The organism is Ramlibacter sp. PS3R-8, assembly GCF_037572435.1.
Lineage (GTDB): Bacteria > Pseudomonadota > Gammaproteobacteria > Burkholderiales > Burkholderiaceae_C > Ramlibacter.
This window is the reverse complement of record NZ_JBBHGT010000004.1, coordinates 326,347-351,422: the sequence shown is the minus strand read 5'-3', so window position 1 is coordinate 351,422 and position 25,076 is coordinate 326,347. Positions and strand designations below refer to the sequence as shown.

Sequence of the window (25,076 nt, the reverse complement as noted above, 5' to 3'; positions counted from 1 at the left end):
CTCGCCTAAATTGAAAAACCGTGCTCGTCCGTCCGCACGTCCGGCAGCGGGTCCGGTTTCAACGAAGGGGAAATCATGCCCAGCTATATCGCACTCGCGAAGTTCACCGACCAGGGTATCCGTACCGTCAAGCAGACGGTCTCGCGCGCCGACGCCGCGCGCGAAGCCGCCTCCCGCTTCGGCGTGCGCATGGAGACCATCTACTGGACCCAGGGGCAATACGACATCGTCACCATCTGCGAAGCGCAGGATGAGGCGGCGATGAGCGCGTTTTCCCTCGCGGTCGCCGCGTCCGGCAACGTGAAGTTCGAGACGCTGCGCGCGTTCTCGCGCGACGAAATGGCCAACATCCTGAAGAAGCTGGCCTGATCCCGGCGATGCCTGAGAAGCTGCGTGGCAGCTTCTCGTGCCGGCGCCACGCCCGCACGCAAAGGAGAAACCATGAACGCTCGTACTGCCGTGAGCAGCAAGGCTCTCGCTAGCCCTTCACCAGGATGCGGTCCAGGCGCTCCAGGTCGTTGATGACGCGCCATTCGGATGCGCCCGCTGCCATCACGCGCTTCTCCCATGCGTCCAGCCGGCCGAGGTAGAGACGCGGATCGACGTTGTCGGTGTTGAGCTTGACGACGTTGACCGCCACCACGCGGATGTTCTTCAGGCTGATCGGGAAGTCGCGCTTCGTCGCCTTGTCGAGCTCCTCCTGCATGTCGGAGAAAACGATGATGGTCCGCGTGCCCGCGCCGGTTTCGTTCAGGTAACCGGCGCCCTGCAGCAGCCCGCCCGTGATGTCGGTGTAGCTGCTGCCGCCGATACCGCGGAATGCCGCGGCGATGCGCTCCTTGAATATGCGCTTCTGCGCATTGGCGTGCGACGGCCGCGTGTCGAACGTCGCCTTGGCCAGGATGTCCTTCTCGTTGAAGCTGCGGCTCGTGACGCGCGCCACGGCCAGCGAATCGCCCGGCTCCAGCGTGCCCAGCAGGTAGCTGATGACGAGTTGCGCCTTGCCGGACTCCTGCGCGTAGGTGCCCGAGGTGTCGACCAGCATGTAGACCGCATGCGCGTGGTCGCGCGGGTTGCCGCAACCCGTGCCGGCCAGGGCCAGCGCGGGGACGGCGACGAGGAACTGTCGCTTGTTCATGGCGGTGCTCCTAGGCGTGGGTGTGTTCGAACGTGGGTACCTTGCCCCCGCCGGCGACGGCCGGGCGCCGCTTCACCAGGCTCTCGACCAGCAGCGGCACGGCGATGACGACGTCATACAGGCGCACCAGCAGCCGACTGGCGTTGCGCACCAGGTTGGCGGCCATCCGCAGCGTCACGGCCGCCAGGCGCACGCACGCCATCAGCAGCACGCCGCCGACGGTGCGCCCCGAGTGGATCAGGGACTCGAGCGGGATGGCGATGAAGGCGAGTGCGAACGGCAGGATGAAACCGAGCAGCATCTGGCCGGCCATCGGGATGGTGCCGACCCAGCCGTTGACGGCGCTCTGCGCCTGCACCGTGGCGAGCGACTGGATCAGCGCCTGCTTGTCGGCGATCAGCAGGTCGCGCATCAGCGCCAGCGCCGCCTCCACGCCTGCCAGGATCACCAGCAGCGTGAAGGCGATCCACATCATGCGCTTGCGCATGCGCTCGTTGAGGTTGGCGATGCTCGGAAAGAGGTGGGTGATGCGCATCGCCTCCAGCAGGAACAGGCCCATCGAGGCTTCGATGCAGACGATCACCAGCGCCGCCACGTCCGACGTGCGCAGCGTGCTGGTGATGTAGTCGCCCGCGCCCACCATCTCGGACATCGGCAGCGCGATCAGCTTGCAGTTGATGAAGGCGCCGCCGGCGGCCACCAGCATCACCAGCAGCGAGACGGTGAACTGCGTGAACGCCGACACCGTGAGCGCGTGCTGCGCCTTGTCGGTCCCGGCCGCGATCTGCTCGTACTTCGCCATGTGGGCGTCGACGCCCTTGACGCTGTTCTTGACGTCGGCGACATTCTTTTCCACCAGCTGCAGGTTCTTGTCCACCGAGCGCCAGGAGGGCATGAAGCGGCCAAGGATCTTGTGGCGCGACTCGTAGGCCCTGCGGTACTCGCCCATCGCGTCGTCGTGGGCGGCGGTGATCGAACGATTCAGCTCCTCCAGTACGTCGGCGATCACTTCGTTGCCGATTGCCTGGACCTTGGCCATGGCAGCCACCGCCTCGGCCCAGTCCGGCGGCGTCGGCGGCACCTCGCCGCATTTCTTGTAGTCGTCCTCGAAGCGGGCGATGTCCTCCAGCAGCTTGCGTTGCAGCGCCGGATAGCCCTGCAGCTCTCGCGTCACCAGCGCGCCCAGGCGTTCGAACTCGCGCTCGATGCGCTTGCCGGTTTCCTGCCTGCCCTGCGCGAGCAGCACCACCTTGTTTCGCTGCTGCATCTCCGCCACGGCGGTGAACAGCCAGCGTGCGCCCATGCGCAGCGGTCCGCCCACGGCGTGGCCCATCGACCGGATCAAGGCATGCATCGGCATGCGGGCGGCGTACATGAAACCCATGGCCAGCACCGCCAGGACCAGCACGGAGGCGGCAAAGTTGTCGGGCCAGACCATCCAGGATTGAGCGCTCATTTCTGATTCCCCCTTTTCGACTACGAAACGTAGTGCGGAAAGGCGATGAACGCTCCACCGGACTGATGAGTGGTGGTGAACTATGCCTCGGGCGTCGCGTAACCAAATGCCTTGTGGGCTAATCGATACGTCCGCTCGGTCGTTACGAAATGTGATTCAATGCCCGTCAGATCGCAGCGATCGTCGAAGCCTGGTCCCTGGCAGCAACCTGGTTGGAACACATGAACAAACCCCGCGTGCGCGTCGAAGCCTTCACCATCTCGCTGGACGGATACGGCGCAGGTCCGGAGCAGGGCATCAACCATCCGCTTGGCGTCGGCGGAAGTGACTTGCACCAGTGGATGCTCCCGACCCGCACCATCGTGCGCACCCTGTTCGGCGGTGACGGCGGAACGACAGGAGTCGATGACGACTTCGCAGCGCGCGGCTTCGACAATGTCGGCGCCTGGATTCTCGGGAGAAACATGTTCGGACCGATCCGCGGTCCCTGGCCCGACCAGAACTGGAAAGGCTGGTGGGGGGCCAACCCGCCGTATCACGTCCCGACCTTCATCCTGACGCACCACGCGCGCGCGCCCGTCCAGATGGAGGGCGGGACGACGTTCCACTTCGTCACGGGCGGCATCCACGAGGCGCTCGACCGGGCTCGCGAAGCCGCCGGAGACAAGGATGTGCGTATCGGCGGCGGGGCCCAAACGATCCAGCAGTATCTTCGTGCGGGCCTGATCGACGAGATGCATGTGGCGATCTCTCCCGTCCTGCTGGGACGGGGCGAGCGGCTGTTCGAAGGGGTCGATGTGCGCGCCCTGGGATACGAATGCGTCCAGCACGTTGCCACGGAGAAAGCCACCCATGTCGTGCTCCGGCGCCAGGACCACAATGCCGGTCATCCGTAACGCCAGCCATCACTGGAACGTCCATGAGAACTGCTGAAGTCAAACTGCTGATGCGCGAAGTGCTTGCCAACCTGCCCAAGCCGTACTCCGAGGACGTGATCGACGACGTGTTCGGCGCCGTCGAGCGCAACCGCGGGTGGAAGCAGCGCTACGAAGCCCAATGCGACAGCCTGGGCAGGAGCGTGGTGAATGCGTGGGGCGGCTACTGGGTGGCCAACGCCGTGGGCAAGGCCGGTGAACGCCAGGTTCCCAGCAAGCAGAGCTCGCTGATCGGTTCCTATTCCGTCCTGGACACGGATGCGATCCAGGTGACGCGCAAGCCGAAGGACGGGGAAGCGCGTGAGCTGATGGCCGATTACTATCGAGTCCACCAGGCCGAACTTCCGGCGGAGATCCGCAAGCATCGTGAGTTGATCGTGGAACTGCTGATGGAAGGCATGCCGGTCGAAAAGGCGTTCCAGATGGTCCTGAAGGCTGCCACCTGAGGAGGCCGGGTCATGACACTCACGCTGAACCACTTCACGGTGCGCACGCTCGACCTCGACGCGACGCGCGACTTCTACCAGCGCGTTCTGGGCCTCACCGTCGGCCCGCGTCCCGCCTTTCCATTCCCGGGCGCGTGGATGTACCGCGGCGACCACGCAGACATCGCGAACGCGGTGGTGCACCTGATCGGATTGGACTCCAGGGATCCCGACGGCCTCAAGGCGTATCTCGGCGACCGCGACGCGGCCTCGCTGCAGGGGAGCGGCGCGGTGGACCATGTCGCCTTCTTTGCCGACGGCCTGGCAGCCATGCTGGCGCACCTGCGCGAGCAGGGCGTGCCGGTGCGCGAACGCACGGTGCCCGACCTCGGACTGCACCAGCTGTTCCTGGAAGATCCGAACGGCGTGATGGTGGAACTGAATTACCCAGCCGCCGAGAAAGCTGCGCTCCAGGCCTGAACCCATGCCGCGTGTCCTGATCGCGGGTGGCTCGCTCGGGGGCCTCATGGCGGCCAGCCTGCTGGCCCGCGCCGGACATGAGGTGGTCGTCCTGGAACGCACGGCCGGGGCCATGGACAGCCGCGGCGCCGGCATCGTCACCCACGCTTCCCTCATCGCCGGCCTGCAGCGCTGCGGCATGCCGCAAGGCCATGAACTCGGCGTCGCCATTCCGGGGCGCGTCACGCTCGACGGCACGGGAGCCGTGCTGGGTGAGCTGCCGATGCCGCAGGTGCTGACCTCCTGGAGCCGGCTCTATCAATTGCTGCACGGCCTGCTGCTGCAGTTGCCGGCGGCGCAGTACCGCCAGGGCGTGGCGGTGCAGCGGGTGGAACAGCACGCGGGCGGCGTGCGGGTGCAGACCAGCGCGGGGGTGTTCGAGGGCGACTTGCTGCTGGCCGCCGACGGCATCCGCTCCACGGTCCGCCATCAGTTCTGGCCCGGGGTGCAACCGGAATATGCCGGCTACGTGGCCTGGCGGGGGCTGTGCGACGAAGGCGTGCTGTCACGCGGCGGGCGCGAGGCGGTGTTCGAGCGCTTCGGTTTCTGCCTGCCGCCGGGCGAGCAACTGATCGGCTACCCCGTCGCCGGACCGGGGAACCGCACGGAGCCCGGCCACCGTGCCTGGAATTTCGTCTGGTACCGTCCCGCCCCCGCGCCGCAGCGCCTGGCGGAGTTGATGACGGATGCCGACGGCGAGCATCACCCCCAAGGCATCTCGCCGAACAAGGTGTCGTGGCGTGCCATCGCCGCCATGCGCTCGGATGCCCGGCGCTTGCTCGCGCCCGCCTTCGCCGAGATCGTGGAGAAGTGTCCGCAACCTTTCCTGCAGCCGATCTACGATCTCTATTCCAGCGAGCTCGCGTCCGATCGCGTGGCGCTGCTCGGGGATGCGGCTTTCGTGGCCCGCCCCCACGTGGGCATGGGCGTCACCAAGGCCATGCACGACGCGCTCGCGCTCGAAAGCGCACTGGCCGGTGCCGACGATGTTGCAGCTGCACTGCGCGCCTATGCGCAAGCCCGGCTCGGTCCCGGCCAGCAAGTGGTGCAACGCGGCCGCCGGCTCGGCGCCTACATGCAGGCCTGCGGCCAGGACGGCAACACGGCGCAGCCGCGCGATGCTGCGAAGGTGATGGCCGAGACTGCCGTCGAAGGGTAGGGCCGCGATGCGACGTCGCAGGTCGCGCGCTTTGTGACAAGATGGCCGGGTACCGAGACTTCATCGCGTTTTCGCGCGAGCCCTGAAGTTTCCTTTCAAAGGCATTCCATGCGTAATTCCGGCAAGGCCCCGACCTTCGTTGTCTGGGTCATCTCGCTCGTCCTGTTCCTGGTGGCGCTGGCCGCACAATTCGGGCTCGTCAGGATTCCCGAGCCCTTTGCCACCTGGTCGTGGATCATCGGCTTCGGCCTGCTGCTGGCCGCCTGCCGGATCCGCGGCCTGTAGCGATCCGCTACCGACCCCGCACCCGCACCTTCTCCAGCGCCTTCCCCACCCGCCGCGCCCCGCCTTCCACATGCTCCACGAGGCTGACGCGCCCGTAGCGGAAGGCGTCCAGCACCGCCAGCATGTCGTCGGCGGTCGCCACGTCCGGCCCGCGCAGCGTTGGCAGCGGCAGCGGCGTGACGTCGCGGATGGCGGTGACGAAGGCCGCGGCCTCGCGCACATGCGGCGACATGCCTTCCTCCAGCAGGTGCAGCAGCCGCGCCAGCGCGGCGAGGCCGGCCTCGGTGGCGCGATGCGAGCAGATCTCTTCCTCGAGCATGCGGGCCTGCTCGATCAGCGTGCCTTCATGGTCGATGCGCGTGCGGTCGCCCACGCCCACCAGTTGCTGCACATGCTGGATGCGCTGCAGGTTCTGTTGGTGGCGCCGTTCTCGTTCGGTTTGCTTCATCGCAGTCCCCTCCATCGACGCTGCCCCCTCGCCTAGGCGAGCGGATATCCCGGATACGGCAACCTGGCCTCCGCCTGCACCGCGATCACCTGCGCCGCATAGGCGCGGATGGCCGCGTCGCTGACGGCGTAGCCCCAGTTCACCAGCTCGCATTGTTCCTGCTCCTTGAAGCGGTCCAGCCGCGTGCGGATGGCGCTCAGGTCGGAGATCTTTTCAGGCGACACGGGCAGGCTCGCGGTCTTGTAATCCTTGATCGGCGTGTTGATCGCCCAGAACGCGCCCTTCGTGCGCCCGGCCTGGTACTCGTTGATCAACATGCGCTTGCGCAGCGCCAGCGCCTGGTTCAGGCCGATGTCCATGACGCGGAACAGCTGCTTGGGGGCGAACGCGCCCACGCCCGCATCCAGCTCGAACGGCTTGCCCGCATCGCTGCACAGCACCGTCTCGTAGCGGCCCCAGACCGTCTCCAGGGCCAGGTTGTCGTAGACGCCGCCGTCGGCAAGCTGCAGGCGCTTGCGGAAATCCTCCCTCTCCCACAGGTCGGCTCCGGGGGAATGCTCGAAGAGGTTCGGGTCCACGTCCAGTTCCAGCGGCGCCAGCAGCGGTGGAAAGGCGCTGGAGCAGGCGACCGCCGTCGCCACGTCGAACTTCGGCCGCCAGATCAGCCCGATGCGGTAGTCGCCCGCATACGGCCTGGAAAAGCGGAAGCTGGTGCCGGTCGCATAGTTGGTGGAGTTGAAGACGAAGCGTGGCGCATCGGGCAGCGTCTGGAGGGACACGCCCATGCCCAGGTGCTGGCGGTAGGCGTCGGCCACTTCCTCGCCGGCGCTCTTGAACGGGTTCAGCGCGCCGGCGATCACCGACGTCACGTCGATGGTCAACCCGCAGAACTTGCGCAGCGGACCGACGATCTCCTCGTCGAAGTTGGTGGCGACGCCTTGCGCATCGAAGTGCAGCATGTCCCAGCGCACCGCCAGCAGGCCCGAAGCGATGGAGCCGCCGGAGACGCTGGAGATGCGTGACAGCTTCTTCAGCACGCCCAGCTGGTTCAGGCGCCACAGCACGCCGACGTGGAACAGGACGGCGCGAAAGCCGCCCCCCGAGAGTGCGAGGGCGATGCCCGCTTCCTTCCCTTCGTTGCCGAACGGCATGGTGCACTCCTTGACCCCTTGCCATCGCAGGATAGCGATCGCACGGAATCTGTCATCCGGGCATCCCCTGCACCGGCAGGGTCAGCGAGCGAGCCGCGGCGGCGTTGCCTTCAGCAGCGGCCGCCCTGGGCCCGCGCGAATTCCACCGACCGGCCGCTGAAGCGCAGCTTGTCGCCTTCGAGTTCCAGCACCGTGGGGCCCGACCCGGCGGCGGTGAGCCTGACCGTCTTGCCTTCGACGCGGCCGGTGAGCGCCAGTTCCGAGCCGCCGTCCGCGATGCGCGCGTCCACCTGCTGGTACTTCTGCGTGACCTGCAGCGATGCGCTGCCCGAGCACCACAGGCCGTCCACCTTGGCGGGCACCACCCACAGGTGCACCTTGCTCGATTTCTCCAGCCCCACCGCCTTGTTCGGCACCTGCAGCACCGTCGTGCGGTCGGGCAGCCAGTCGCCCATGTCCCAGTCGTGCGACACCACGCGGGTGCCTGGCCGCAGGGCGAGCAACGACGGCCGCAGTTGCAGGTTCACCTCCGGCAACAGGTACATCGTGATCACGGTCGCCGGCGTCAGGTCGGTCTGGAACAGGTCCTGCTCGCGAAATTCCACCAGCGAGGCCACGCCCGCGTCCTGCGCGTTGCGGCGGCTCTGGAGCACCAGGTCGGGCACGATCTCCACGCCCAGGCCGGTGGCGCCGAAGCGCCGGGCCGCCAGGATCACGATGCGGCCGTCGCCCGAGCCCAGGTCGATGACATGGTCGGCGCGGGTGACGTCCGCCATGCGCAGCATCTCCAGCGTGACGTTGTCCGGCGAAGTGATGAAGGGGACTTCCTCGGTCGCCTGCGCAAGCGCGGCAACGCAGGTGAGTCCGAGGCAGGCGGAAGCGATGAGGGAGCGGAGCATGCGCAAAAGATAGCAGAGTGGAGGTGTCGAGCTTCTCAGTGCGCCGCGCGCACGAGCGCCAGCACGGCGTCGGCGAACACTTGCGGCACTTCCTGCGGCATGTTGTGGCCCACGCCCGGGATGATGCGATGGTCGCGCTGCGTGAAGCGGTGCGCATGCGCCGAGGCCGGTGCGGGCGGGCGCACGCCGTCATCGGCGCCGTCGAAGGTGATGGCGGGCACCGTGATCACGGGCTGGGCCGCCAGCCGGTCCTGGATCCGTGCATAGGCCGGGTCCCCCGCCTCCAGCCCGTAGCGTTGCCGGTACGAATGGATCACCACGTCCACGAAGTCCGGATTGTCGAAAGCAGCCGCGGAGCGCGCGAAGGTGGCCTCGTCGAACTTCCAGGTCGGTGACCAGAGCTGCCACAGCAGCCGCGTGAGGTCGCGCCGGTGCCTGGCCAGCCCGGCACGGCCACGCTCGTTGTGGAAGTAGTACTGGTACCAGAGGCTCTGCTCGTTGCGCGGCGTGTCGGGCTCCATCGCCCGCGCGATGTCGTGGATGTTGTAGCTGTTGTACGAGACCAGCCCCGCACAGCGCTGCGGCCACAGGGCCGCCACCACGCACGCCGCGCGGCCGCCCCAGTCGTAGCCCGCCAGCACGGCGCGCGGGATGTGCAGCGCATCCATCAGCGCCAGCAGGTCGGCGCCGAGTGCGGCCTGCTCGCCGGAGCGCGGCGTCCCGGCATCGAGAAAGCGCGTCGCGCCGAAGCCCCGCAGGAAGGGCACGAGCACGCGGCAGCCCGCGGCGGCGAGCCGGGGCGCCACTTCGGCGTAGGAATGGATGTCGTACGGGAAGCCGTGCATCAGGAACACCGGCGGCCCGTCCGGCGGACCCGTCTCGTACAGCGCGATGTCCAGCACGCCGGCCGTGACCTGCCGCAGGGGCTTCATGCTGTCCATTGTGGCCTCACGCCGACTCGATGCGCACATTGCGCAGGTGCTCGCGCAGCCCCACGATCCGGCGCTGCACGGCTTCCGCGGGCACCGTCAGCGCGTCGCGCTCGATCATCCGGCACTGGCGCGCGGCCCACTGCAGGCCCATCGTGCCCAGGCCGCCGGAGGCGCGGTGCGCCAGGAACTGCACGTCCTCGCGATCCCCCGCGGCAAGGGCGCGTGCCATCGCCTCCACCGTGTCGCGCTGCGACTGCACGAAGCCGGGGAAGACATCCATCCAGTCCGGATCCACCACCAGCACTTCGTCCGGCACGCTGGCAAAGTCGGTGGTGGGCGCCAGGCCGGCGGGAGCGGTGGCCAGCGGCGCGGGACCCGAGCCGTTCAACTCCAGGTCGCGCAAGGTCGAGAGCAGGGCCTCGCGGCTGACCGGCTTGACCAGGAAGCGGTTGGCGCCCGCCGCCAGCGCGCGCTTGGCGGACGCGGGGTCTTCGTTGCCGGACAGCATGATGACGAGGCAGCGCGGCTGGCCGTGCTCGGCTTCCTGCTGGCGCACCCAGCGCACGGTGTCCAGGCCGTTCTTGACCGGCATCTCCATGTCCAGCAGCAGGAAGTGCGGCCAGTGCCGTGCCATCGCCTCCGTCGCGGCCAGGCCGTTGGCGGCGGTTTCCACGGTGAAGGGCGGGCGTGGCAGGAACCGGCGCGTGACCAGCCGGGTGTACTCGTCGTCGTCCGCCACCAGCACGTCGCGCGGCGGGATGTCGCTGACCCATTCCGCGGCAGGCCGTTCGGACAGCGTTGCGGGCAGGGGCTTCGGCGGTTCTTCCTTCAGCGGGCGCATCGTCAGCGTCAGCGTCGTGCCGGTGCTGTCGCTGTGCAGTTGCAGGTCGCCCAACTGCGCGCGCGCCATCAGCCGGGCCGAGTAGGTGCCCAGGCCGGTGCCGCTGCTCTTGCCGCTGGTGACGTACTTCTCGAAGAAGTGGTCGGCGATATCCGGCGGCACCTCGCCCGGGTTGTGCACGGCCAGCACCACCGGCTCGCCGCGCATCAGCGTCACGGAAACCAGGTGGCCCGGCCCCGCGGCTTCCACCGCGTTCTTCACCAGGTTGGCCGCGATGGAGTAGCACAGCAGCTCCTCGCCGCGCACGTACACCGGCGTGCGGTCCGAGCCTTCCATGTGCAGCGTGACGGCCGCGGCCTCGGCGTAGGAGTGCAGGTCCACGAGCACCCGCGTGACCACCTCCCGCAGGTCCACCGCCTGCGGCCGGAAGTCGTAGGTTCCGGTCTCCATCTTGAACAGGCCGAGTGTCAGGTTCACCATTTCCAGCATGCGGAAGCCGGAGCGCTGCAGCACGCCCACCAGCTCACGCTGCTCGGTCGTCAGCCGGGTGTCGTCGCGCAGCAGCCGCGTGGCGCCCAGGATGCTGTTCAGCGGGGTCTTCAGGTCGTGCCGGGACATGCGCTCGACGTCCTCGCGCAACCGCGCGTTCTCTTCCAGCGCCAGGTTGCGCTCCTCGGCGTTGAGCGCATGGCTCAGGCGCCGGGCAATCACCACGGCGGGCGACAGCATGAACAGCGCGAAGCCGATCGGCGCGAACTTGCGGTCCGGCCCCGGCGCGTCGATCAGCAGCAGGTCGAGGGCCAGCGTGACCAGGATGGCAAGCATGCCCACCAGCACCACGGTGGCATCCACCGGCGTGCGGCGGCGCGCACGGAGCATGGCGACCGCCACGTAGACGCCCACCATGACGGCGACGACGAGTCCCGGCGTGGCGACGTGGGAATACACGCCCGGCGGCAGCACGAAGAAGGCGACCGCGCCTGCCGCCAGCAGGCCGACCGTGGCTTGCACGAGGCGGCGGTGGATTTCCTGCGGGAACAATCCGCGCAGCGTCAGGAAGAACAGCGCCATCGCGGTCACCCACGACACGTACTCGACCCGCATGTAGGCCAGCCAGGACACCTGCGGCGGGAAGGGGCGCAGCAGCAGCCGCTCGCCGATCATGTCCGTGTAGACGGCCATGGCGACGCAGAACAGGCCGAATACCAGGGGCACCCGCTCGCGATGCCGTACCGCGAAGAAGATCAGCGCGACGAGGCCGGTGATCAGGTAAGTGGTCATGAGCGCGGAGTCGTAGACGATCCGCGCCTCGCGCCCCCGCACCAGCACGTCGACCGGGGCCACCCAGACCGGCCGCACGAAGCCGCCGACGCGATGGTCGAAGTTGCTGACGTGCAGCGTCAGCCGCAGCGGGCAGGCGAATTCGCGGGTGATCGGCACCCGGTTGTGCACCGCCGCCCAGGTGGTGGCAGCCGACACACCGGGTTCCCCGTGCTGCGCGACCAGCGTGCCGTTGACGAACAGGCGCGATGCCGTGCGCTGGCCGAACGCCTCCACCGCCAGCGACTGCCCGGCCGGGCAGTTCACCTGCAGCGCATAGCTGCCCCAGCCGTTGTTCTCGCGCTCGGGCTTGCCATCCGCCGTGGCGGCGTTCCACCCGGCAGGCACCGCGACGAAGGCCGTCGTGGGCAATTGCTGCCAGGACGGGTCGACGAAACGTTGCCACGCAAACGCCCACTCACCTTGCAACGGAACGGGCCGGGAGGGCACCTCCAGCGTCACCTGGCCCTGCACCGCGGCGGGAAGGGCTGCGCTGGCCCGACCCGTGGCCGGAAGCAGACACAAGAGCAGCGAAAGGGCGAGCAGGGCTCGGCCGTAGGACATGCGGGGAGTTTAGAGGCAGTGCAGCGAATGCCCGATGGGAAGGCTTCCAACCTTCGGGTTAAGCCATTGACTACTGGCCCCCGCAGTTGCCCGCAGGGAAACTCCGGCCACCTCATCAGTGGAGCTGGGATGGATCACGAGCAGAACTTTCGTCCGACCCAATCGGCCGTCCTCACGGACCTGGGACCGTTGCCGGACGTCCTGGAAAGCAACAGCGAAACGACGTGGCGGATGTTCACCGAACTGCAGGCGCAGGACAGCGGCCGCTTCATGAAGACGCAGCCTTCGTCGCTGGTTCCTCTCGGCGATGCCCCATCCCAGGCGCGGCGCATTCTCAGCGTGGACGAGGTGATGTACGAGGTGCGCCGCTACAACCGCGTGTGTCCGGTCGAATCGCAATGGCGTCTCCTGGGCGACCTGTTGCGGGAGGCTGGAGCCGAAACGCCGGCCTCGCTCTCGGGCCCCGAATTCCGCCGGACCCCGCCGCTGGCCAAGCGGTCTCGCGTGCGCGAACAGGTGGAGTGGGCCGCGCAGCACGGCCTGCTGCGCGAGGTGTTCAGCTTCTTCACCTCGCTGCCGGAAGGCGATTGGGTGCACATCGGCGATTGAGCAGCGGGAGTCCCCCGGGCCGTACACTCGCGGGCCACGGAGGGCTCCCATGAAGAAACAGCAGCAGCCGGCCTGGCTGTCCCCCGCGCTGGCGTACGTCCAGGACTGGCTGGCGTTCCAGGTGGAGCGCTACGAGCAACCGGGTTGCACCGTGGCCATCGCGCAAGGACCGGACCTCCTGGCGGAATACGCGTTCGGCCAGGCGAACCTGCGCACGGGCGAGGCGCTGACGCCGCGGCACCGCTTCCGCATCGCCTCGCATTCCAAGAGCTTCACCGCTGCGGGCGTGCTGCTGCTGCGCGAGCAAGGCAAGCTGGGGCTGGACGACCCCATCGGCCGCTATGTCGGCGGCCTGCACAAGGACGTGGCCGGTGCGCGGATCGCCGAGCTGCTGTCGCACGGCGCCGGCGTCACGCGCGACGGCATCGACAGCGGCCAGTTCCTGGACCGGCGCCCGTTCCTGTCGCGCGAGGAGGTGCTGGCGGACCTGGCGCGCAAGCCGCCGCTGGAAACAGGCGTGCAGTTGAAATATTCCAACCACGGCTTCGCGCTGCTGGGGCTGGCGATGGAGCAGATCACCGGCTCCGATTACGCCGACTGGATCACGCGCCACGTCATTCGCGCGGCCGGGTTGCGGGAAACCGTCCCGGACATGCCGTTGCTGCCGAAGCGTGCGCCGATGGCCGCCGGGCACAGCACGAAATTTCCTTTCGGCCAGCGCCTGGTCGTGCCCGGCGACAACGTCTGCGATGCCATCGCGCCGGCCGGCGGATTCGTCGCGACGGCGGCCGACACCGCGCGCTTCTTCGCGCAGCTGGACCCGCTGTGCGCCCAGAGCATCCTTTCGCCGGCGAGCCGGCGCGCGATGGTGCAGCGCCGCTGGCGCGATGACTGCAGCACGCAGGAGTCGTACTACGGGCTGGGCACGATGATGAACGGCCCCGGCCCCAAGGAGTGGTTCGGCCACACCGGGGGCCTGCAAGGCTTCGTGTCCCGCACCTCGCGCTTCACCGCTTCCGGCCTGACGATCACGGTGCTGTGCAACGCGCTGGACGGACCGTCGTGGCTGTGGGTGGACAGCATCGCCAGCATCCTCGCGGCCTTCAGCCAGCACGGTGCGCCGGCCAGGCGGCTGCAGCCGTGGCGCGGCCGCTGGTGGAGCATGTGGGGCTGCACGGACCTGGTGCCGCTGGGCAAGGTGGTGATGCAGATCGCGCCGGTGATGAACCCGCCCTTCGACGGCGCCAACACCGAGTTCGACGTGACCGGCAAGGACCGCGCGGTGATACGCCGCACCTCCGGCTACAACAGCCCGGGACAGGACGTGCGCGTGGTGCGCAACGGCCGCGGCAAGGCGACGGAACTCTGGGCCGGCGGGACGAAACTGCTGCCGCGCGAGGCGATGGTGGCGGAGGCGACGCAGCGCTATCGCGGCACGCGGCGCAAGGCCGGGGCATGAGCCGCCGGGCCGTTCCCAAGGCGAATAGCGCCGCAGTGCGTAGCACGGAGGCTTCCGAATGAGCCGCCGGGCCGCCCCAAGGCGAATCCCGCAGCGCCTGGCGCGGAGGGTCGTCCAGTGAGTCCGGCGGACCTCCACCGCATCGCCGTCGACGCAATGCGCGCGCGCGGGCTGTTGCCGGCGTTTGCGCCGCAGGCATTGCGCGAAGCCGAAGCCGCGCGCAGCGCGCAGGCGGGGCGCGGCGGCGACATCCGCGACCTGCGGCAGCTGCCCTGGTTCTCGATCGACAACGACGACACCCGCGACCTCGACCAGCTCAGCGTGGCCGAGGCGCTGGCCGGTGGCGCAACGCGGCTGCGCGTGGCGATCGCGGATGTCGATGCGATGGTGCGGCCCGGCGGCGCGGTCGACGGGCACGCCGGCGTGAACACCACCTCGGTGTACACCGCGGCCGGCGTGTTCCCGATGTTGCCCGAGGTCCTGTCCACGGACCTGACCTCGCTGCACGAGGGCCAGGAGCGGCTGGCGGTGGTGGTCGAGATGCAGGCCCAGCCCGATGGGACCGTGGGCACCTCGGAGATCTACCGGGCCGTCGTGGTCAATCGCGCCAAGCTCACCTACGACCATGTGTCGGCGTGGCTGGACGGCGCCGCACCGCCGCCGGCGCAAGCGCGCGCCTTGCCGCAACTCGAGGAGCAGGTGCGGCTGCACGACGTGCTGGCCACGCAGATGCGGCAATGGCGCCAGAGCCGGGGCGCGCTGAACGTGAAGACGCTGTCGGCGCGGCCGGTGTTCGAGGACGGGAGATTGATCGATCTCCAGCCGGACGAGAAGAACCGCGCCAAGGACCTCATCGCCGACCTGATGATCGCCGCCAACTCCGCCACCGCGCGCTACCTCGCCGAGCAGGGCTTCCCGTCGCTGCGCCGCTTGCTGCAGTCGCCGCGCCGCTGGGACCGGATCGTCGCCTTGGCCGCATCGCACGGCGTCGGGTTGCCGGCACAGCCTGACCCGCGCGCGCTGGACCGCTTCCTGCAAGAGCGCCGCGCCGCCGACCCGGACGGCTTCGCCGACCTGTCCCTGGCCATCGTCAAGATGCTCGGCTCCGGCGAGTACGCGGCCGCCGGCGCGGGCCTGCCGGCGTTCGGGCACTTCGGCCTGGCGGTCAACGACTACGCGCATTCGACGGCGCCGAACCGGCGTTACCCCGACCTGGTCACGCAGCGCCTGCTCAAGGCAGCGCTGGCCGGCGATGCGCCGCCCTATACCGCGGAAGCGTTGACGGCGATCGCGCGGCACTGCACCTTGCAGGAGGACAACGCCAGCAAGGTGGAGCGCACGGTGCTCAAGGCCGCGGGGGCGTTCCTGCTGCATGGGCGCATCGGCGAGAGCTTCGACGCCATCGTCACCGGTGCGGCGCCCAAGGGCACGTTCGTGCGCCTCGCCCGGCCGCTGCTGGAGGGCCGCGTGGTGCGCGGCTTCGAGGGGCTGGACGTGGGGGATGCGGCCCGGGTCCGCCTGGTGGCGGTGGACCCGGAGCAGGGCTTCATCGATTTCGAGCGGGCGTAACGCGCTCGCGCGCGTCGACGGAAGCCGACGGCGCCTTGCCGCGGCGGCCACCCGGATCCTGGTGCGTGGTTTCCACGGGCTGCTTGCGGCCTTCGGACGGCCGCTCGGCGCGCGTGCCGAGGCCGCCGGTGCGGCCGGCGCGCGGCGCGATGGCGTCGTGCGGCTTCTTGCCCGTCGACGGATCGGCCGGGTCGGTTTCGGTCGGCAGCGAGGCCTGGGACGCGGAGGGAATGTGTTCTCCGCGCGGGGCCGCTCGACTGGATTTCCGCGTCATGGCATTTCCCCTGTTGGTTGCGTGAAGCCAGCGTCGCAGGCTTGCGCAGGCTCTGGCGCAGGCGCAAGCGAACTCAGCGCGTCGGACGGCCCCCACGCTGCTCGACAGTGGCATTGGAGGCCACCGTGTCGTCGCCGACGAGGGCCGCGTACGGGTTGAGCGCCTCGCCGCCCCACCAGCGCCGCTCCTGCGTCATCAGCAACACCGCGAAGTGCAGGTGCGGCGCGCTCTCCGGCGCGTTGCCGGTGCTTCCGACGTAGCCGATCAGCTGGCCGCGCTTGACGGCCTGTCCCTCGCGCAGGCCCGGTGCATAGCCATCGAGGTGCGCGTAGTAGTAGACCAGGCGTCCGGAGGGGTCGACCAGGTAGGCCGACAGGCCGCCGCCCTGGTTGCTGGAGATCTTGGCGACGCGGCCTTCGTCCGCGGCGAGCACCGGCGTGCCACGCGGCGCCATGATGTCGATGGCCTGGTGGCGGCGGCCCTTGCCGCGGCCGGAGTGGAAGGTGTCACGCAGCTCTGAAGGCCGCACACCCTCGACCGGAACCACCAGGCGGCGGCCGGCCAGCAGGTCGTCGATGGCGCGGGCGGGCCTGGTGTCGGCATCGCTCGCTGCCGCGGGCGCCGCCTTTTTTGCAACTTTGGGGCGAACCGGCTCCGGCACGGCGGCTGCCACCTCCGGCGCGCGCACGGGATCGCCGCTGGACGGACCGAGCACCAGCAGAGCGAGCATCAGGAAACCCCAGGCAACTCCCATGCCCCACGGTAGCTTTGCGGTCGAGGCACCGCTGTCAGCACCGGCGGCGCTAGCGCGTCAGTGCGGGGCGTACGCTTGTCGGTCTCTCGTGCACGAAATCACGGTTTCAGCCGGATCCATACCGGCGCATGGTCGCTGGGCTTGTCCCGACCGCGATGTGCGGCATCGACTTCGGCCTCCAGCAAGCGCGGCGCCAGGGCCGGGCTCAGCAGCAGGAAGTCCATGCGGAAACCGGCGTTGCGGTGGAATGCGGCCTCGTTCACCCAGAAGGTGTAGATGCGCTCGTTGGGATGCAGTGCGCGCGTGGCATCGACCCAGCCTTGGGCCAGCAACCGTTGGTACAGCGCGCGCGTCTCGGGCTGCAGCACCGCATCGAAGCGCCAGGTGCCGGCGTTGTAGATGTCCGCGTTGGTGGGCACCACGTTGAAGTCGCCTGCCAGGACCATTGGCCGGCCCGCGTCGGCCAAGGTCTGCGCATACGCCACCAGCCGCTCGAACCAGGCCAGCTTGTATGCGAAGTTGGGGCTGCCGGTCGGATTGCCGTTGGGCAGGTACACCGAGGCGATGCGCAGGCCGCGCACGTCGGCCTCGAGGTAACGGGCCTGGCCGTCGCTGTCGTCGCCCGGCAGTCCGCGCCGGACTTCCACCGGCTTCTCACCGCGCGCCAGGATGGCGACGCCGTGGTGCGACCGCTGGCCGTGCCAGATCACCTGGTAGCCCGCTGCCTCGATGGGCTGGTGCGGGAAGGTCGCATCGCCGGTCTTGATCTCCTGCAGGCAGGCGACGTCCGGCCGCGACTCGGCCAGCCACTCCAGCAGCCGCGGCATGCGCCCCTTCACGCCGTTGACGTTGAAGGTCGCGATCTTCATGGTTCAGAGCACGAAGGGGCGGCCGGTCACTTGCGTCGAAGGCACCGCCATCTCCTGGCGCGCCATCACGCCGGCTTCATAAGCCAGGCGGCCCGCCTCGATGGCGAGCTTGAACGCGCGCGCCATGGTCACCGGGTCGTGCGCCTGCGCGACGGCGGTGTTAAGCAGCACGGCGTCGAAGCCGAGTTCCATCGCCTGCACCGCATCTTTCGGCGAGCCGATGCCGGCGTCCACCACCAGCGGCACATCCGGCAGCCGCGCGCGCAGCGTGCGCAACGCACTCGGATTCAGCAGCCCCTGGCCGGAACCGATCGGCGCGCCCCAGGGCATGAGGATGCGGCAGCCCGCGTCCAGCAGGCGCTGGCAGGCGACCAGGTCGTCGGTGCAATACGGGAAGACCTCGAAGCCCTCCCTGGCCAGCACGCCCGCCGCTTCCACCGTCTCGAACATGTCGGGCTGCAGCGTGTGGGCGTCACCGATCACCTCCAGCTTGATCCAGTGCGTGTCGAACAGTTCGCGCGCCATGCGCGCCAGCGTGATCGCTTCGCGCGCGGTGTGGCAGCCCGCGGTGTTGGGCAGCAGGCGAGCGCCGCTGGCGCGGATCATGCGGAAGAAGTCGTTGGGCGCGTCGGATGCGCCAAGCTGGCGCTTGAGACCGACGGTCACCACCTGCGCACCGGAGGCGGCAATGCTGTCCTGCAGCACCTGGGGCGACGGATAGCGGGAGCTGCCGATGAAGAAGCGGCTGTCCAGCGTGGTGTCGGCGATCTGCAATGCCATGGGGTTCATCCTCCGGTGATCGGCTGGAACGTGAAGACCGCGTCGCCTTCGCGCAGGCGCGTTTGCGCGCGGGCCGCGCGGGCGACGAATTCGCCGTTGACGGCGGTGGCCAGCGACTGCGGCGGCTGGCCGAGCGCGGCGACGAGATCGGCCAGGGTCTCGCCTTCGGTCACCGTGCGCGCTTCGCCGTTGAGCGTGATCTGCAGCGTCATGCCAAGACTCCGGACAACGCCTGTTCCACCAGCGCCGGGGCGATCAGCCAGCCGTGCCGGAACAAGCCGTTGATGCGCACCAGCCCGTCGGCCACTTCCAGGTGCGGCAGGTTGTCCGGCAGCGCAGGGCGCAGGTTCGACTCGCTGTGCACGATGCGCGCCTCGGCCAGTTCGGGCACCACGCTGTGCGCGGCGGTCAGCAGCTCCACGGTGCTGCGCAAGGAGACGGGCGAGCGGTCCTCGCTTTCGATCTCGCTCGCGCCCACCACGACGATGTCATCGGCGCGCGGCACCAGGTACACGCGATGGCGCGGATGCAGCAGGCGCACGGCCCGCTGCAGGGCGACGCCGGGCGCGTGCAGCCAGAAGATCTCGCCGCGCACGCCGCGCACCGGCAGTTGCGGCCGCGCACCGGTGCCGCGCACGTCGAACGCGACGTCGAAGCGCAAGTCGCCTCCGGCGGTGCGCAGCACGCCGGGCTCCACCGCGGCCACCGGGGTGCCCCAGTGCCACTGCGTCCCGCCAGCGCCGGCGGCCAGCGCGTGCATCGCCTGCACGGAATGGATGCGGCCTTCGCAAGGCAGCAGCCACGCGTGCGGCGGGCCCTGCACGGCAGGCTCCAGCTCGCGCAGCGCTGCAGGCGTGAGCAGTTGCGGCGCGTGCGTCGCAGGCGCCTTGCGCAGCAACAGGTCGACGATGCCGCGCGCAGTGCCTGCGTCGCCGCGATGCGCCACCAGCAGGCTGCCGCGGGTGTCGAACTCCACCGGCAGCGGCAATTGCGCCAGCACCTGCGGCCACAGTTCCAGCGAGCGCAGGCCCATGTGGAACACGGCCTCGTCGGCGCATTCCAGTTCGGCGATGGGGCTCAGCATGCCGGCCGCGGTCCAGCCGGCGGCGCCGCGCGCCTCGGCGTGTGCTGCGGGGTCGAAGACGTGCACCTCGTGGCCCGCCGCGCGCAGGCGGAACGCGAGCAGGCGGCCGAGCAGGCCGGCGCCGGCGATGCCGATCTTCATCGGCAACCCGCCGCGTGCAGTGGAGAGTGTAGGAACTTCATGTGCCTCTTCTTACGCCGGTACGAACCGGATCAAGTTCACGGGTTTGGTGTCGCCATCTCAGCGAAGCGGCCTGCGGCCGATCGCACCCCGGAGCGGAAACAAGTATACCGGCGTCGCCTCGACTAGACTGCGCGCCAGGAGACAAGACCATGCCGGTGACGAGCTTCCGTTTGCAGGTGAACGGCCAGGAGCGCGAGGTCGAGGCAGACGAACAGGCGCCCTTGCTCGACCTGCTGCGCAACGCCTGCGGCCTGAAGGGCACGCGGTTTGGCTGCGGCACCGGCGAGTGCGGCGCCTGCCATGTGCTGGTGGACGGCGCTTCGGTGCCGGCTTGCGACACGCCGGCCTGGGCCGTGCGTGGCAAATCGGTGGTCACCGTGGAGGGGCTGTCCGAAGGTGGAACACCGTCGCGCCTGCAGCAGGCGTTGATCGACGAGCAGGCGGGCCAGTGCGGTTACTGCCTCAGCGGAATCCTGGCCAGCGCCACCGCGTTGCTGGCGCGCATTGCGCAGCCGAGCGAGATGCAGGTGCGCGAGGCGCTCGACCGCCACCTGTGCCGCTGCGGCGCCCACAACCGGATCGTGCGCGCGGTGCTGCGCGCCTCGGGCAAGGAGGCGGTGCGATGAGCGACCTGCCGACGAACCTGAAGACCAATCCCCGCCTGTCGAACTGGCTGTCCATCGAGGCCGGCGGGCGCGTGGAGGTGCGCAGCGGCAAGGTGGAACTGGGACAGGGCATCACCACGGCGCTGGCCCGCATCGCCGCGCAGGAGCTGGACGTCGCATTCACGCGCATCGCCATGCGGCCGGCCAGCACCGACGGCGCGCCCAACGAAGGCTTCACATCGGGCAGCCTGTCGGTACAGGACTCCGGCAGCGCGCTGCGGCAGGTGTGCGCCGAAACCCGCGCGCTGTTCCTGGACGAAGCGGCGCGCCGCATGGAAGTGTCGCCCGCGGACCTGGTGGTGCGCGACGGCGAGATCCGCGTGCGCGGTGCGGCGCAGCTGCCTGGCACGAGCTACTGGGAGCTGGCCGGCGTGATCAGCCTCGATCGCGATGCGACCGGCCAGGCGCCGCCGCAAGCGCCACGCACCTCCGATGCCGACGAGCCGCAGCGCCTGGACCTGCCCGCGAAGATCCTCGGCCAGCCGGTGTTCCTGCACGACCTGGAACTGCCCGGGATGCTGCACGGGCGGGTGCTGCACCCGCCATCGACGCTGGCGCTGCTGCGGGACGTGGACATCATGGCGATGAAGGGCCTGCCCGGCGTGGTGGAAGTGGTGCGCGATGGCAGCTTCCTCGGCGTGATCGCGCACACGGAGCAGCAAGCGGCGTTGGCGTTGCGCAAACTGGAATCGGTCGCCCGCTGGGACGAGCAGGCGACCCTGCCGGACGCCAACGCATTGCCGGCTTTCCTGCGTTCCCAGCCCGCGGAGACCACGGTTGTCTCCGAAAGGAATCTCGACGCGGCGGCGCCGGAAGGCCGGCGCTTCGCAGCCAGTTACGCCAAGCCCTTTCTCGCGCATGCCTCGATCGCGCCCTCCTGCGGCGTCGCGCGGTTTGCGGCCGACGGGAGCCGGCTGGAGGTATGGACCCACGCGCAGGGCGTGTACCCGATGCAGCGGGACCTGGGCCTGCTGCTGGAGCAGCCGGCTTCCTCGATCACGGTGACCCATGTGCCCGGCGCCGGCTGCTACGGCCACAACGGCGCCGACGACGCCGCGTGCGAGGCGGTGCTGCTGGCGCGCGCCGTGCCCGGCCGCGCGGTGCGCCTGTTGTGGAGCCGCGCCGACGAACTGGGCTGGTCCCCTCTCGGGCCTGCAATGAGCGTGGACGTGAAGGCAACGGTGGACGACGGCGGCCGCATCGTCGACTGGGAGCACGAGGTCTGGTCGAATGGCCACAGCCTGCGGCCGGGCCGCGCGTCTTACCCGGTGTTCCGCGCGGCGATGTTCCTCGGCAAGCCGTTCACCGCGCCTGTCGCGATCAACATGCCGGTGCCCACGGGCGGCGGCGCCGAGCGCAACTCCATTCCCACCTACGGCTTTCCCCGCCACCGCGTGACGAACCATCGCGTGCTGGCCATGCCCTTGCGAACCTCCGCCCTGCGCGGGCTGGGGGCCGTCGGCAACGTGTTTGCCGCCGAGTCCTTCATGGACGAAATCGCGCAGCAGCTGGGCGTGGATCCGCTCGCCTTTCGCCTGCGCCATGCCGCCGACGACCGGACCCGCGCCGTGCTGGAGGAAGCAGCCCGCATGGCGGACTGGCAGGGGCGCAAGGCGCGGGAGGGCGAGGGCTGGGGCCTGGCCTTCGCGCGCTACAAGCACAACGGCGCGTTTTGCGCCGCCGTCGCCCAAGTGGACGTGCAGCGCGACGTGCGCGTGCGCAATCTCTGGCTCGCGGTGGATGTCGGCCGGGTGGTGGTTGCCGACGGCGTTCGCAACCAGCTCGAAGGCGGCGCCATCCAGACCGTGAGCTGGGCCACCCGGGAGGAGGTCCGCTTCGACGCGACGCGTGTCACCAGCGACAGCTGGGAGAGCTATCCGATCCTGCGCTTTTCCGAAGTGCCCGCCGTGCACATTTCGCTGTTGGACAGGCCGGCGGAGAAATCGGTCGGGGCGGGAGAAGCCACGCATGGCCCGGTGGCCGCGGCGATCGCCAATGCCGTGGCGGATGCGGTCGGGGTGCGGGTGCGGGAGTTGCCGCTGACGCGCGAACGGCTCGAACAGGCATTGCAGCAAGCCTGACGGACGCGTTTTCGTCCGACAGCAGAGCCTCACGTAGGTCGACGCGCACACGGCTGGGCCAGCGTGCAGCAGAGCCGTTTCCACCGCACGGCTGGAAGAAATTACAGGGCTACCGCGGCTTCAGCTTCTCCTACGTCCCTGTCGGATTTCTGCGGACGCCTGCTGCGGTGCTTCGCCGTGGCCGGGAAGAAGATCGACTGACTACCGTGAAGTGTGCCGAGCCGGAGTGCGCGGCATCGCAACAACCACTCACTGAAGGATCAAGGCATGAAATCGACCAAGTACACCCTCTCCACCCTGGCCGCCGCGGCGGCCCTGGCATTCGGCAGCGCTGCGATCGCGCAGGGCGCCGGTGGCGGCAGCGCCGGCGGCGCGGGCGGCGCAGCGGGCGCGGGCACCAGCGCCGGCGCGGCGGGCAGCGGGGGCGGCAGCATGGGCAGCGGCGCCGGGGGCAGCGGCTCCAGCACGGGCTCGGCATCGACCGGCGGCAGCGCGACGGGCTCCAGCGCCACGGGCACCGGCACGCGCACGGACAGCACGGCGAGCGGCACCTCGGGCACCACGATGGGCTCCACCTCCAGCTCCACTCCGAGCACGACGGGCAGCACCTCGGGCTCCACCCCCACCACCGCCGGCAGCTCCACCTCCGGCACCGTGGGCAGCTCCGGCTCCACCTCCGGCACGGTCGGCGGCTCCGCCTCGGGCACCGTCGGCAGCACGGGCAGCAGCGGCTCCCTTGGCAGCAGCGGCACCGCGGGTTCCTCGTCCTCCGGCACGACCCTCGGCGCTTCGGGCTCGAGCAGCGGCTCCACCATGGGCTCGTCGAGCAGCGGCTCGTCCAGCATGGGCGCATCGGGTAGCGGCGGCACCGTTCGTGCAGCGCGCGCCGACCGCAACTAAGCCACTCCCTCCCAAGACTCCCTTCCAGCCAGCGGCGTTGCCGCTGGCTTTTTTACGCGCGGGGTTCGGCAGGGGTGAAATCGTCGGCGCGCAACTCGATCGGCTGGCCGTGCGGCGTGCGGTCGGCGGCGTGGTCCCAGGCCCGCTGGTAGCGTGCGAGTTCGGTGGGTGACGCAGCTCCCCGCGCGGCCACGATGTCTTCCAGGGCGCCGAGCCACTGGCGGTAGTACGCTTCACCCGCGTCGGCACCCTCTGCCGCGGGTTCGGCGCGGATGCGCGCCGCCAACGCCTGCGCCCACTCGGGCCAGGTGAACAGGCCGCGCTCGTGCAACGCCAGCGTCATCGCGAAAGCCTGCGCCTGCCACGGCGCACCGAACACCGGCCCTTCCGCATCGCCAGGCAGCCCGGGAACGGGCACGGGCACCACACTCATGCGGCCTCCAGGTAAGACTGCCAGGCGTCGACCGAGACTTTCAATCCCGCTTGCGCCGTGGTGCCCCAGAGCTCGACGCCGTCGAACACCACCGTGTACAGCGGCTCGGGTTGTTCGCCCAGCGCCTGCGCGTGCGCGTCGGCAAACACGTGGCTGCCGTGCAGGCGCTCGACGGTGCCGACCTTGCCGCGCACGTAGCCGGGCAGCCGGGTGTGATGCGCAACGGCATGGGCCCGCGTCCGGACGCGCTGCCCGATGGTGAAGCTCGCCGCCGGCCCGGTGTCGCGCAGGGTCGGCGAGCCCTTGGCGAGCGCAGCCGCGACATCCTGCGCGCGCAGCACGCGCCGCACGGTGGCCGGCGGGTGGAGCATGCGGCCGGCCTGCAGTTCGTCGGGGAACACCTGGGCGCGCTCCAGCATCAGCTTTTCCAGCCCCGCCAGCCAGATGCGGTAGTAGCTCAGGCGTTCGTAATCAGGCAGCGTTTCTCGCGCGGCCCGGCTCATGTCGATGTTCCAGCTGCCGGTGGCGCCCATCGCCAGCACCAGTGCGAGCGCAGTCGGCTCCCATGGCTCGTGGAAGCGCTCGCTCTCGTCCTCGGGAACGACGGCGCCGTGCCCGCGCTGGCCGCCCAGGTCCGCATGCGTGGTGTACGTCATGGCGCGGCTCCGGGCGAGCGGGGCAGGCCCGTGCCGATCATCGAATCGCGCGTCACCAGGGCGGCGAGCTGGTCCTGGTCGAGGCCTTCCGTGCCGGCCGGCCGCTGTGGCAGCACCAGGTAGCGCACCTCCGCGGTGGAATCCCAGACCCGGATTTCACGTTCGGCCGGCAGCGTCACACCGAAATCCGCCAGCACTCCGCGTGGATCGCGCACGGCGCGCGAGCGATAAGGCGCGCTCTTGTACCAGACCGGCGGCAGGCCCAGCACCGGCCATGGGTAGCAACTGCACAGCGTGCAGACCACCATGTTGTGCACGGCGTCGGTGTTGGCCACCGCCACCAGGTGCTCGCCCTGGCGGCCCGCGTAGCCCAGCGAGGCGACAGCGGCCGTGGCGTCGCGCATCAGCCAGTCCCGAAACGCGGGCTCGCTCCACGCGCGGGCCACCACGCGCGCGCCGTTGCGCGGGCCCACGCGCGTCTGGTAGGTGTCGACGATGGCGTCCAGCGCCGCGGGGTCGATGTAGCCCTTCTGCGCCAGCAGGGTCTGCAGGGCGCGCACCCGCAGCTCGGTGGCGTCGAGCTCGCTGTGGTCGTGACCGTGGTCGTGATGCTCATGCGTGGCCATCCATCCATGATGCCCCAAGAGCCAACGCGGCGCCATCCGTCGCAACGTCCGCAACAGTCGTG

Annotated in this window: 28 protein-coding genes and 1 riboswitch; of the genes, 11 read left to right on the top strand and 17 right to left on the bottom strand. The window is 69.6% G+C overall.

Annotation, left to right across the window (positions count from 1 at the left end; all coding sequences use genetic code 11):
* Positions 1 to 75 precede the first annotated feature (75 nt).
* Positions 76 to 369 carry a GYD domain-containing protein gene (locus WG902_RS16635; RefSeq protein WP_340061251.1) on the top strand — a complete coding sequence of 98 codons (294 nt, stop codon included), beginning with the start codon at positions 76 to 78 and terminating at the stop codon, positions 367 to 369.
* A 109-nt stretch (positions 370 to 478) separates the two neighbouring features.
* On the opposite strand, the gene WG902_RS16630 is transcribed toward WG902_RS16635, so the two are convergent.
* Entirely contained in the window at positions 479 to 1,138 is a 660-nt protein-coding gene (locus tag WG902_RS16630; protein ID WP_340061250.1) for a VWA domain-containing protein, read from the bottom strand.
* 10 nt (positions 1,139 to 1,148) lie between these two features.
* Positions 1,149 to 2,594: a hypothetical protein gene (locus WG902_RS16625; RefSeq protein ID WP_340061249.1), complete on the bottom strand. Its 1,446-nt coding sequence runs from the start codon at positions 2,592 to 2,594 to the stop codon at positions 1,149 to 1,151.
* Positions 2,595 to 2,815: 221 nt separating this feature from the next.
* Between WG902_RS16625 and WG902_RS16620 the strand changes: the two genes are divergently transcribed.
* The 5 genes from WG902_RS16620 to WG902_RS16600 all read left to right on the top strand — a co-directional run bounded on the left by WG902_RS16620 (position 2,816) and on the right by WG902_RS16600 (position 5,917).
* Positions 2,816 to 3,490 (top strand): dihydrofolate reductase family protein, encoded by a 675-nt coding sequence (locus tag WG902_RS16620; RefSeq protein ID WP_340061248.1) that lies wholly within the window; start codon positions 2,816 to 2,818, stop codon positions 3,488 to 3,490.
* Between the two features lie 23 nt (positions 3,491 to 3,513).
* A complete protein-coding gene (locus tag WG902_RS16615) occupies positions 3,514 to 3,975 on the top strand; it encodes a hypothetical protein (protein WP_340061247.1) in 462 nt (153 codons plus the stop codon).
* 12 nt (positions 3,976 to 3,987) lie between these two features.
* Positions 3,988 to 4,434, top strand: a complete 447-nt coding sequence (locus WG902_RS16610) for a VOC family protein (RefSeq protein ID WP_340061246.1) — start codon at positions 3,988 to 3,990, stop codon at positions 4,432 to 4,434.
* Positions 4,435 to 4,438: 4 nt separating this feature from the next.
* Positions 4,439 to 5,632 carry an FAD binding domain-containing protein gene (locus WG902_RS16605; protein WP_340061245.1) on the top strand — a complete coding sequence of 398 codons (1,194 nt, stop codon included), beginning with the start codon at positions 4,439 to 4,441 and terminating at the stop codon, positions 5,630 to 5,632.
* 108 nt (positions 5,633 to 5,740) lie between these two features.
* Positions 5,741 to 5,917 carry a hypothetical protein gene (locus WG902_RS16600; RefSeq protein ID WP_340061244.1) on the top strand — a complete coding sequence of 59 codons (177 nt, stop codon included), beginning with the start codon at positions 5,741 to 5,743 and terminating at the stop codon, positions 5,915 to 5,917.
* Positions 5,918 to 5,924: 7 nt separating this feature from the next.
* Here WG902_RS16600 and WG902_RS16595 read toward each other — a convergent pair whose 3' ends face one another.
* From WG902_RS16595 to WG902_RS16575, 5 genes are all read right to left on the bottom strand, one after another.
* Positions 5,925 to 6,365: a DUF7673 family protein gene (locus WG902_RS16595; RefSeq protein WP_340061243.1), complete on the bottom strand. Its 441-nt coding sequence runs from the start codon at positions 6,363 to 6,365 to the stop codon at positions 5,925 to 5,927.
* 32 nt (positions 6,366 to 6,397) lie between these two features.
* Entirely contained in the window at positions 6,398 to 7,516 is a 1,119-nt protein-coding gene (locus WG902_RS16590; protein WP_340061242.1) for a patatin-like phospholipase family protein, read from the bottom strand.
* 110 nt (positions 7,517 to 7,626) lie between these two features.
* Positions 7,627 to 8,415: an SAM-dependent methyltransferase gene (locus WG902_RS16585; protein WP_340061241.1), complete on the bottom strand. Its 789-nt coding sequence runs from the start codon at positions 8,413 to 8,415 to the stop codon at positions 7,627 to 7,629.
* Between the two features lie 35 nt (positions 8,416 to 8,450).
* Positions 8,451 to 9,356, bottom strand: coding sequence for an alpha/beta fold hydrolase (locus WG902_RS16580; RefSeq protein WP_340061240.1), 906 nt, complete (start codon positions 9,354 to 9,356; stop codon positions 8,451 to 8,453).
* A 7-nt stretch (positions 9,357 to 9,363) separates the two neighbouring features.
* Positions 9,364 to 12,072: a response regulator gene (locus WG902_RS16575; RefSeq protein ID WP_340061239.1), complete on the bottom strand. Its 2,709-nt coding sequence runs from the start codon at positions 12,070 to 12,072 to the stop codon at positions 9,364 to 9,366.
* Positions 12,073 to 12,201: 129 nt separating this feature from the next.
* Between WG902_RS16575 and WG902_RS16570 the strand changes: the two genes are divergently transcribed.
* The 3 genes from WG902_RS16570 (at position 12,202) to WG902_RS16560 (ending at position 15,709) form a co-directional block, all read left to right on the top strand.
* Positions 12,202 to 12,681: a hypothetical protein gene (locus WG902_RS16570; protein WP_340061238.1), complete on the top strand. Its 480-nt coding sequence runs from the start codon at positions 12,202 to 12,204 to the stop codon at positions 12,679 to 12,681.
* Between the two features lie 49 nt (positions 12,682 to 12,730).
* On the top strand, positions 12,731 to 14,140 hold the full coding sequence (locus WG902_RS16565) for a serine hydrolase domain-containing protein (protein WP_340061237.1): 1,410 nt from the start codon (positions 12,731 to 12,733) through the stop codon (positions 14,138 to 14,140).
* Between the two features lie 117 nt (positions 14,141 to 14,257).
* Entirely contained in the window at positions 14,258 to 15,709 is a 1,452-nt protein-coding gene (locus WG902_RS16560; RefSeq protein ID WP_340061236.1) for an RNB domain-containing ribonuclease, read from the top strand.
* On the opposite strand, the gene WG902_RS16555 is transcribed toward WG902_RS16560, so the two are convergent.
* From WG902_RS16555 to WG902_RS16530, 6 genes are all read right to left on the bottom strand, one after another.
* Positions 15,687 to 15,983: a hypothetical protein gene (locus WG902_RS16555; protein WP_340061235.1), complete on the bottom strand. Its 297-nt coding sequence runs from the start codon at positions 15,981 to 15,983 to the stop codon at positions 15,687 to 15,689. The genes WG902_RS16560 and WG902_RS16555 overlap by 23 nt on opposite strands.
* A 73-nt stretch (positions 15,984 to 16,056) precedes the next feature.
* The gene (locus tag WG902_RS16550; protein ID WP_340061234.1) at positions 16,057 to 16,737 is read right to left on the bottom strand and encodes a M23 family metallopeptidase; all 681 of its coding nucleotides are present in this window, start codon (positions 16,735 to 16,737) and stop codon (positions 16,057 to 16,059) included.
* Between the two features lie 98 nt (positions 16,738 to 16,835).
* The gene (xth, locus tag WG902_RS16545; RefSeq protein ID WP_340061233.1) at positions 16,836 to 17,606 is read right to left on the bottom strand and encodes an exodeoxyribonuclease III; all 771 of its coding nucleotides are present in this window, start codon (positions 17,604 to 17,606) and stop codon (positions 16,836 to 16,838) included.
* A 3-nt stretch (positions 17,607 to 17,609) separates the two neighbouring features.
* The gene (locus WG902_RS16540; RefSeq protein ID WP_340061232.1) at positions 17,610 to 18,386 is read right to left on the bottom strand and encodes a thiazole synthase; all 777 of its coding nucleotides are present in this window, start codon (positions 18,384 to 18,386) and stop codon (positions 17,610 to 17,612) included.
* A 5-nt stretch (positions 18,387 to 18,391) separates the two neighbouring features.
* A complete protein-coding gene (gene thiS / locus WG902_RS16535) occupies positions 18,392 to 18,598 on the bottom strand; it encodes a sulfur carrier protein ThiS (protein WP_340061231.1) in 207 nt (68 codons plus the stop codon).
* Positions 18,595 to 19,611 carry an FAD-dependent oxidoreductase gene (locus WG902_RS16530; RefSeq protein WP_340061230.1) on the bottom strand — a complete coding sequence of 339 codons (1,017 nt, stop codon included), beginning with the start codon at positions 19,609 to 19,611 and terminating at the stop codon, positions 18,595 to 18,597. The genes thiS and WG902_RS16530 overlap by 4 nt, the downstream gene beginning before the upstream one ends.
* Before the next feature lie 31 nt (positions 19,612 to 19,642).
* Positions 19,643 to 19,753, bottom strand: a riboswitch (TPP riboswitch).
* 49 nt (positions 19,754 to 19,802) lie between these two features.
* Here WG902_RS16530 and WG902_RS16525 point away from each other — a divergent pair.
* Positions 19,803 to 20,279 (top strand): (2Fe-2S)-binding protein, encoded by a 477-nt coding sequence (locus WG902_RS16525; RefSeq protein WP_340061229.1) that lies wholly within the window; start codon positions 19,803 to 19,805, stop codon positions 20,277 to 20,279.
* Positions 20,276 to 22,399: a xanthine dehydrogenase family protein molybdopterin-binding subunit gene (locus tag WG902_RS16520; RefSeq protein WP_340061228.1), complete on the top strand. Its 2,124-nt coding sequence runs from the start codon at positions 20,276 to 20,278 to the stop codon at positions 22,397 to 22,399. The genes WG902_RS16525 and WG902_RS16520 overlap by 4 nt, the downstream gene beginning before the upstream one ends.
* 260 nt (positions 22,400 to 22,659) lie before the next feature.
* Here the strand turns inward: WG902_RS16520 and WG902_RS16515 are convergent, their stop codons facing one another.
* From WG902_RS16515 to nthA, 4 genes are all read right to left on the bottom strand, one after another.
* The gene (locus WG902_RS16515; protein WP_340061227.1) at positions 22,660 to 23,244 is read right to left on the bottom strand and encodes a hypothetical protein; all 585 of its coding nucleotides are present in this window, start codon (positions 23,242 to 23,244) and stop codon (positions 22,660 to 22,662) included.
* A 107-nt stretch (positions 23,245 to 23,351) separates the two neighbouring features.
* Positions 23,352 to 23,732: a nitrile hydratase accessory protein gene (locus WG902_RS16510; protein ID WP_340061226.1), complete on the bottom strand. Its 381-nt coding sequence runs from the start codon at positions 23,730 to 23,732 to the stop codon at positions 23,352 to 23,354.
* On the bottom strand, positions 23,729 to 24,388 hold the full coding sequence (gene nthB, locus WG902_RS16505; RefSeq protein ID WP_340061225.1) for a nitrile hydratase subunit beta: 660 nt from the start codon (positions 24,386 to 24,388) through the stop codon (positions 23,729 to 23,731). The genes WG902_RS16510 and nthB overlap by 4 nt, the downstream gene beginning before the upstream one ends.
* Complete coding sequence (gene nthA / locus WG902_RS16500; protein ID WP_340061224.1) at positions 24,385 to 25,014, bottom strand: nitrile hydratase subunit alpha; 630 nt, start codon at positions 25,012 to 25,014, stop codon at positions 24,385 to 24,387. Before nthA ends, nthB begins: the two co-directional genes overlap by 4 nt.
* Positions 25,015 to 25,076 lie beyond the last annotated feature (62 nt).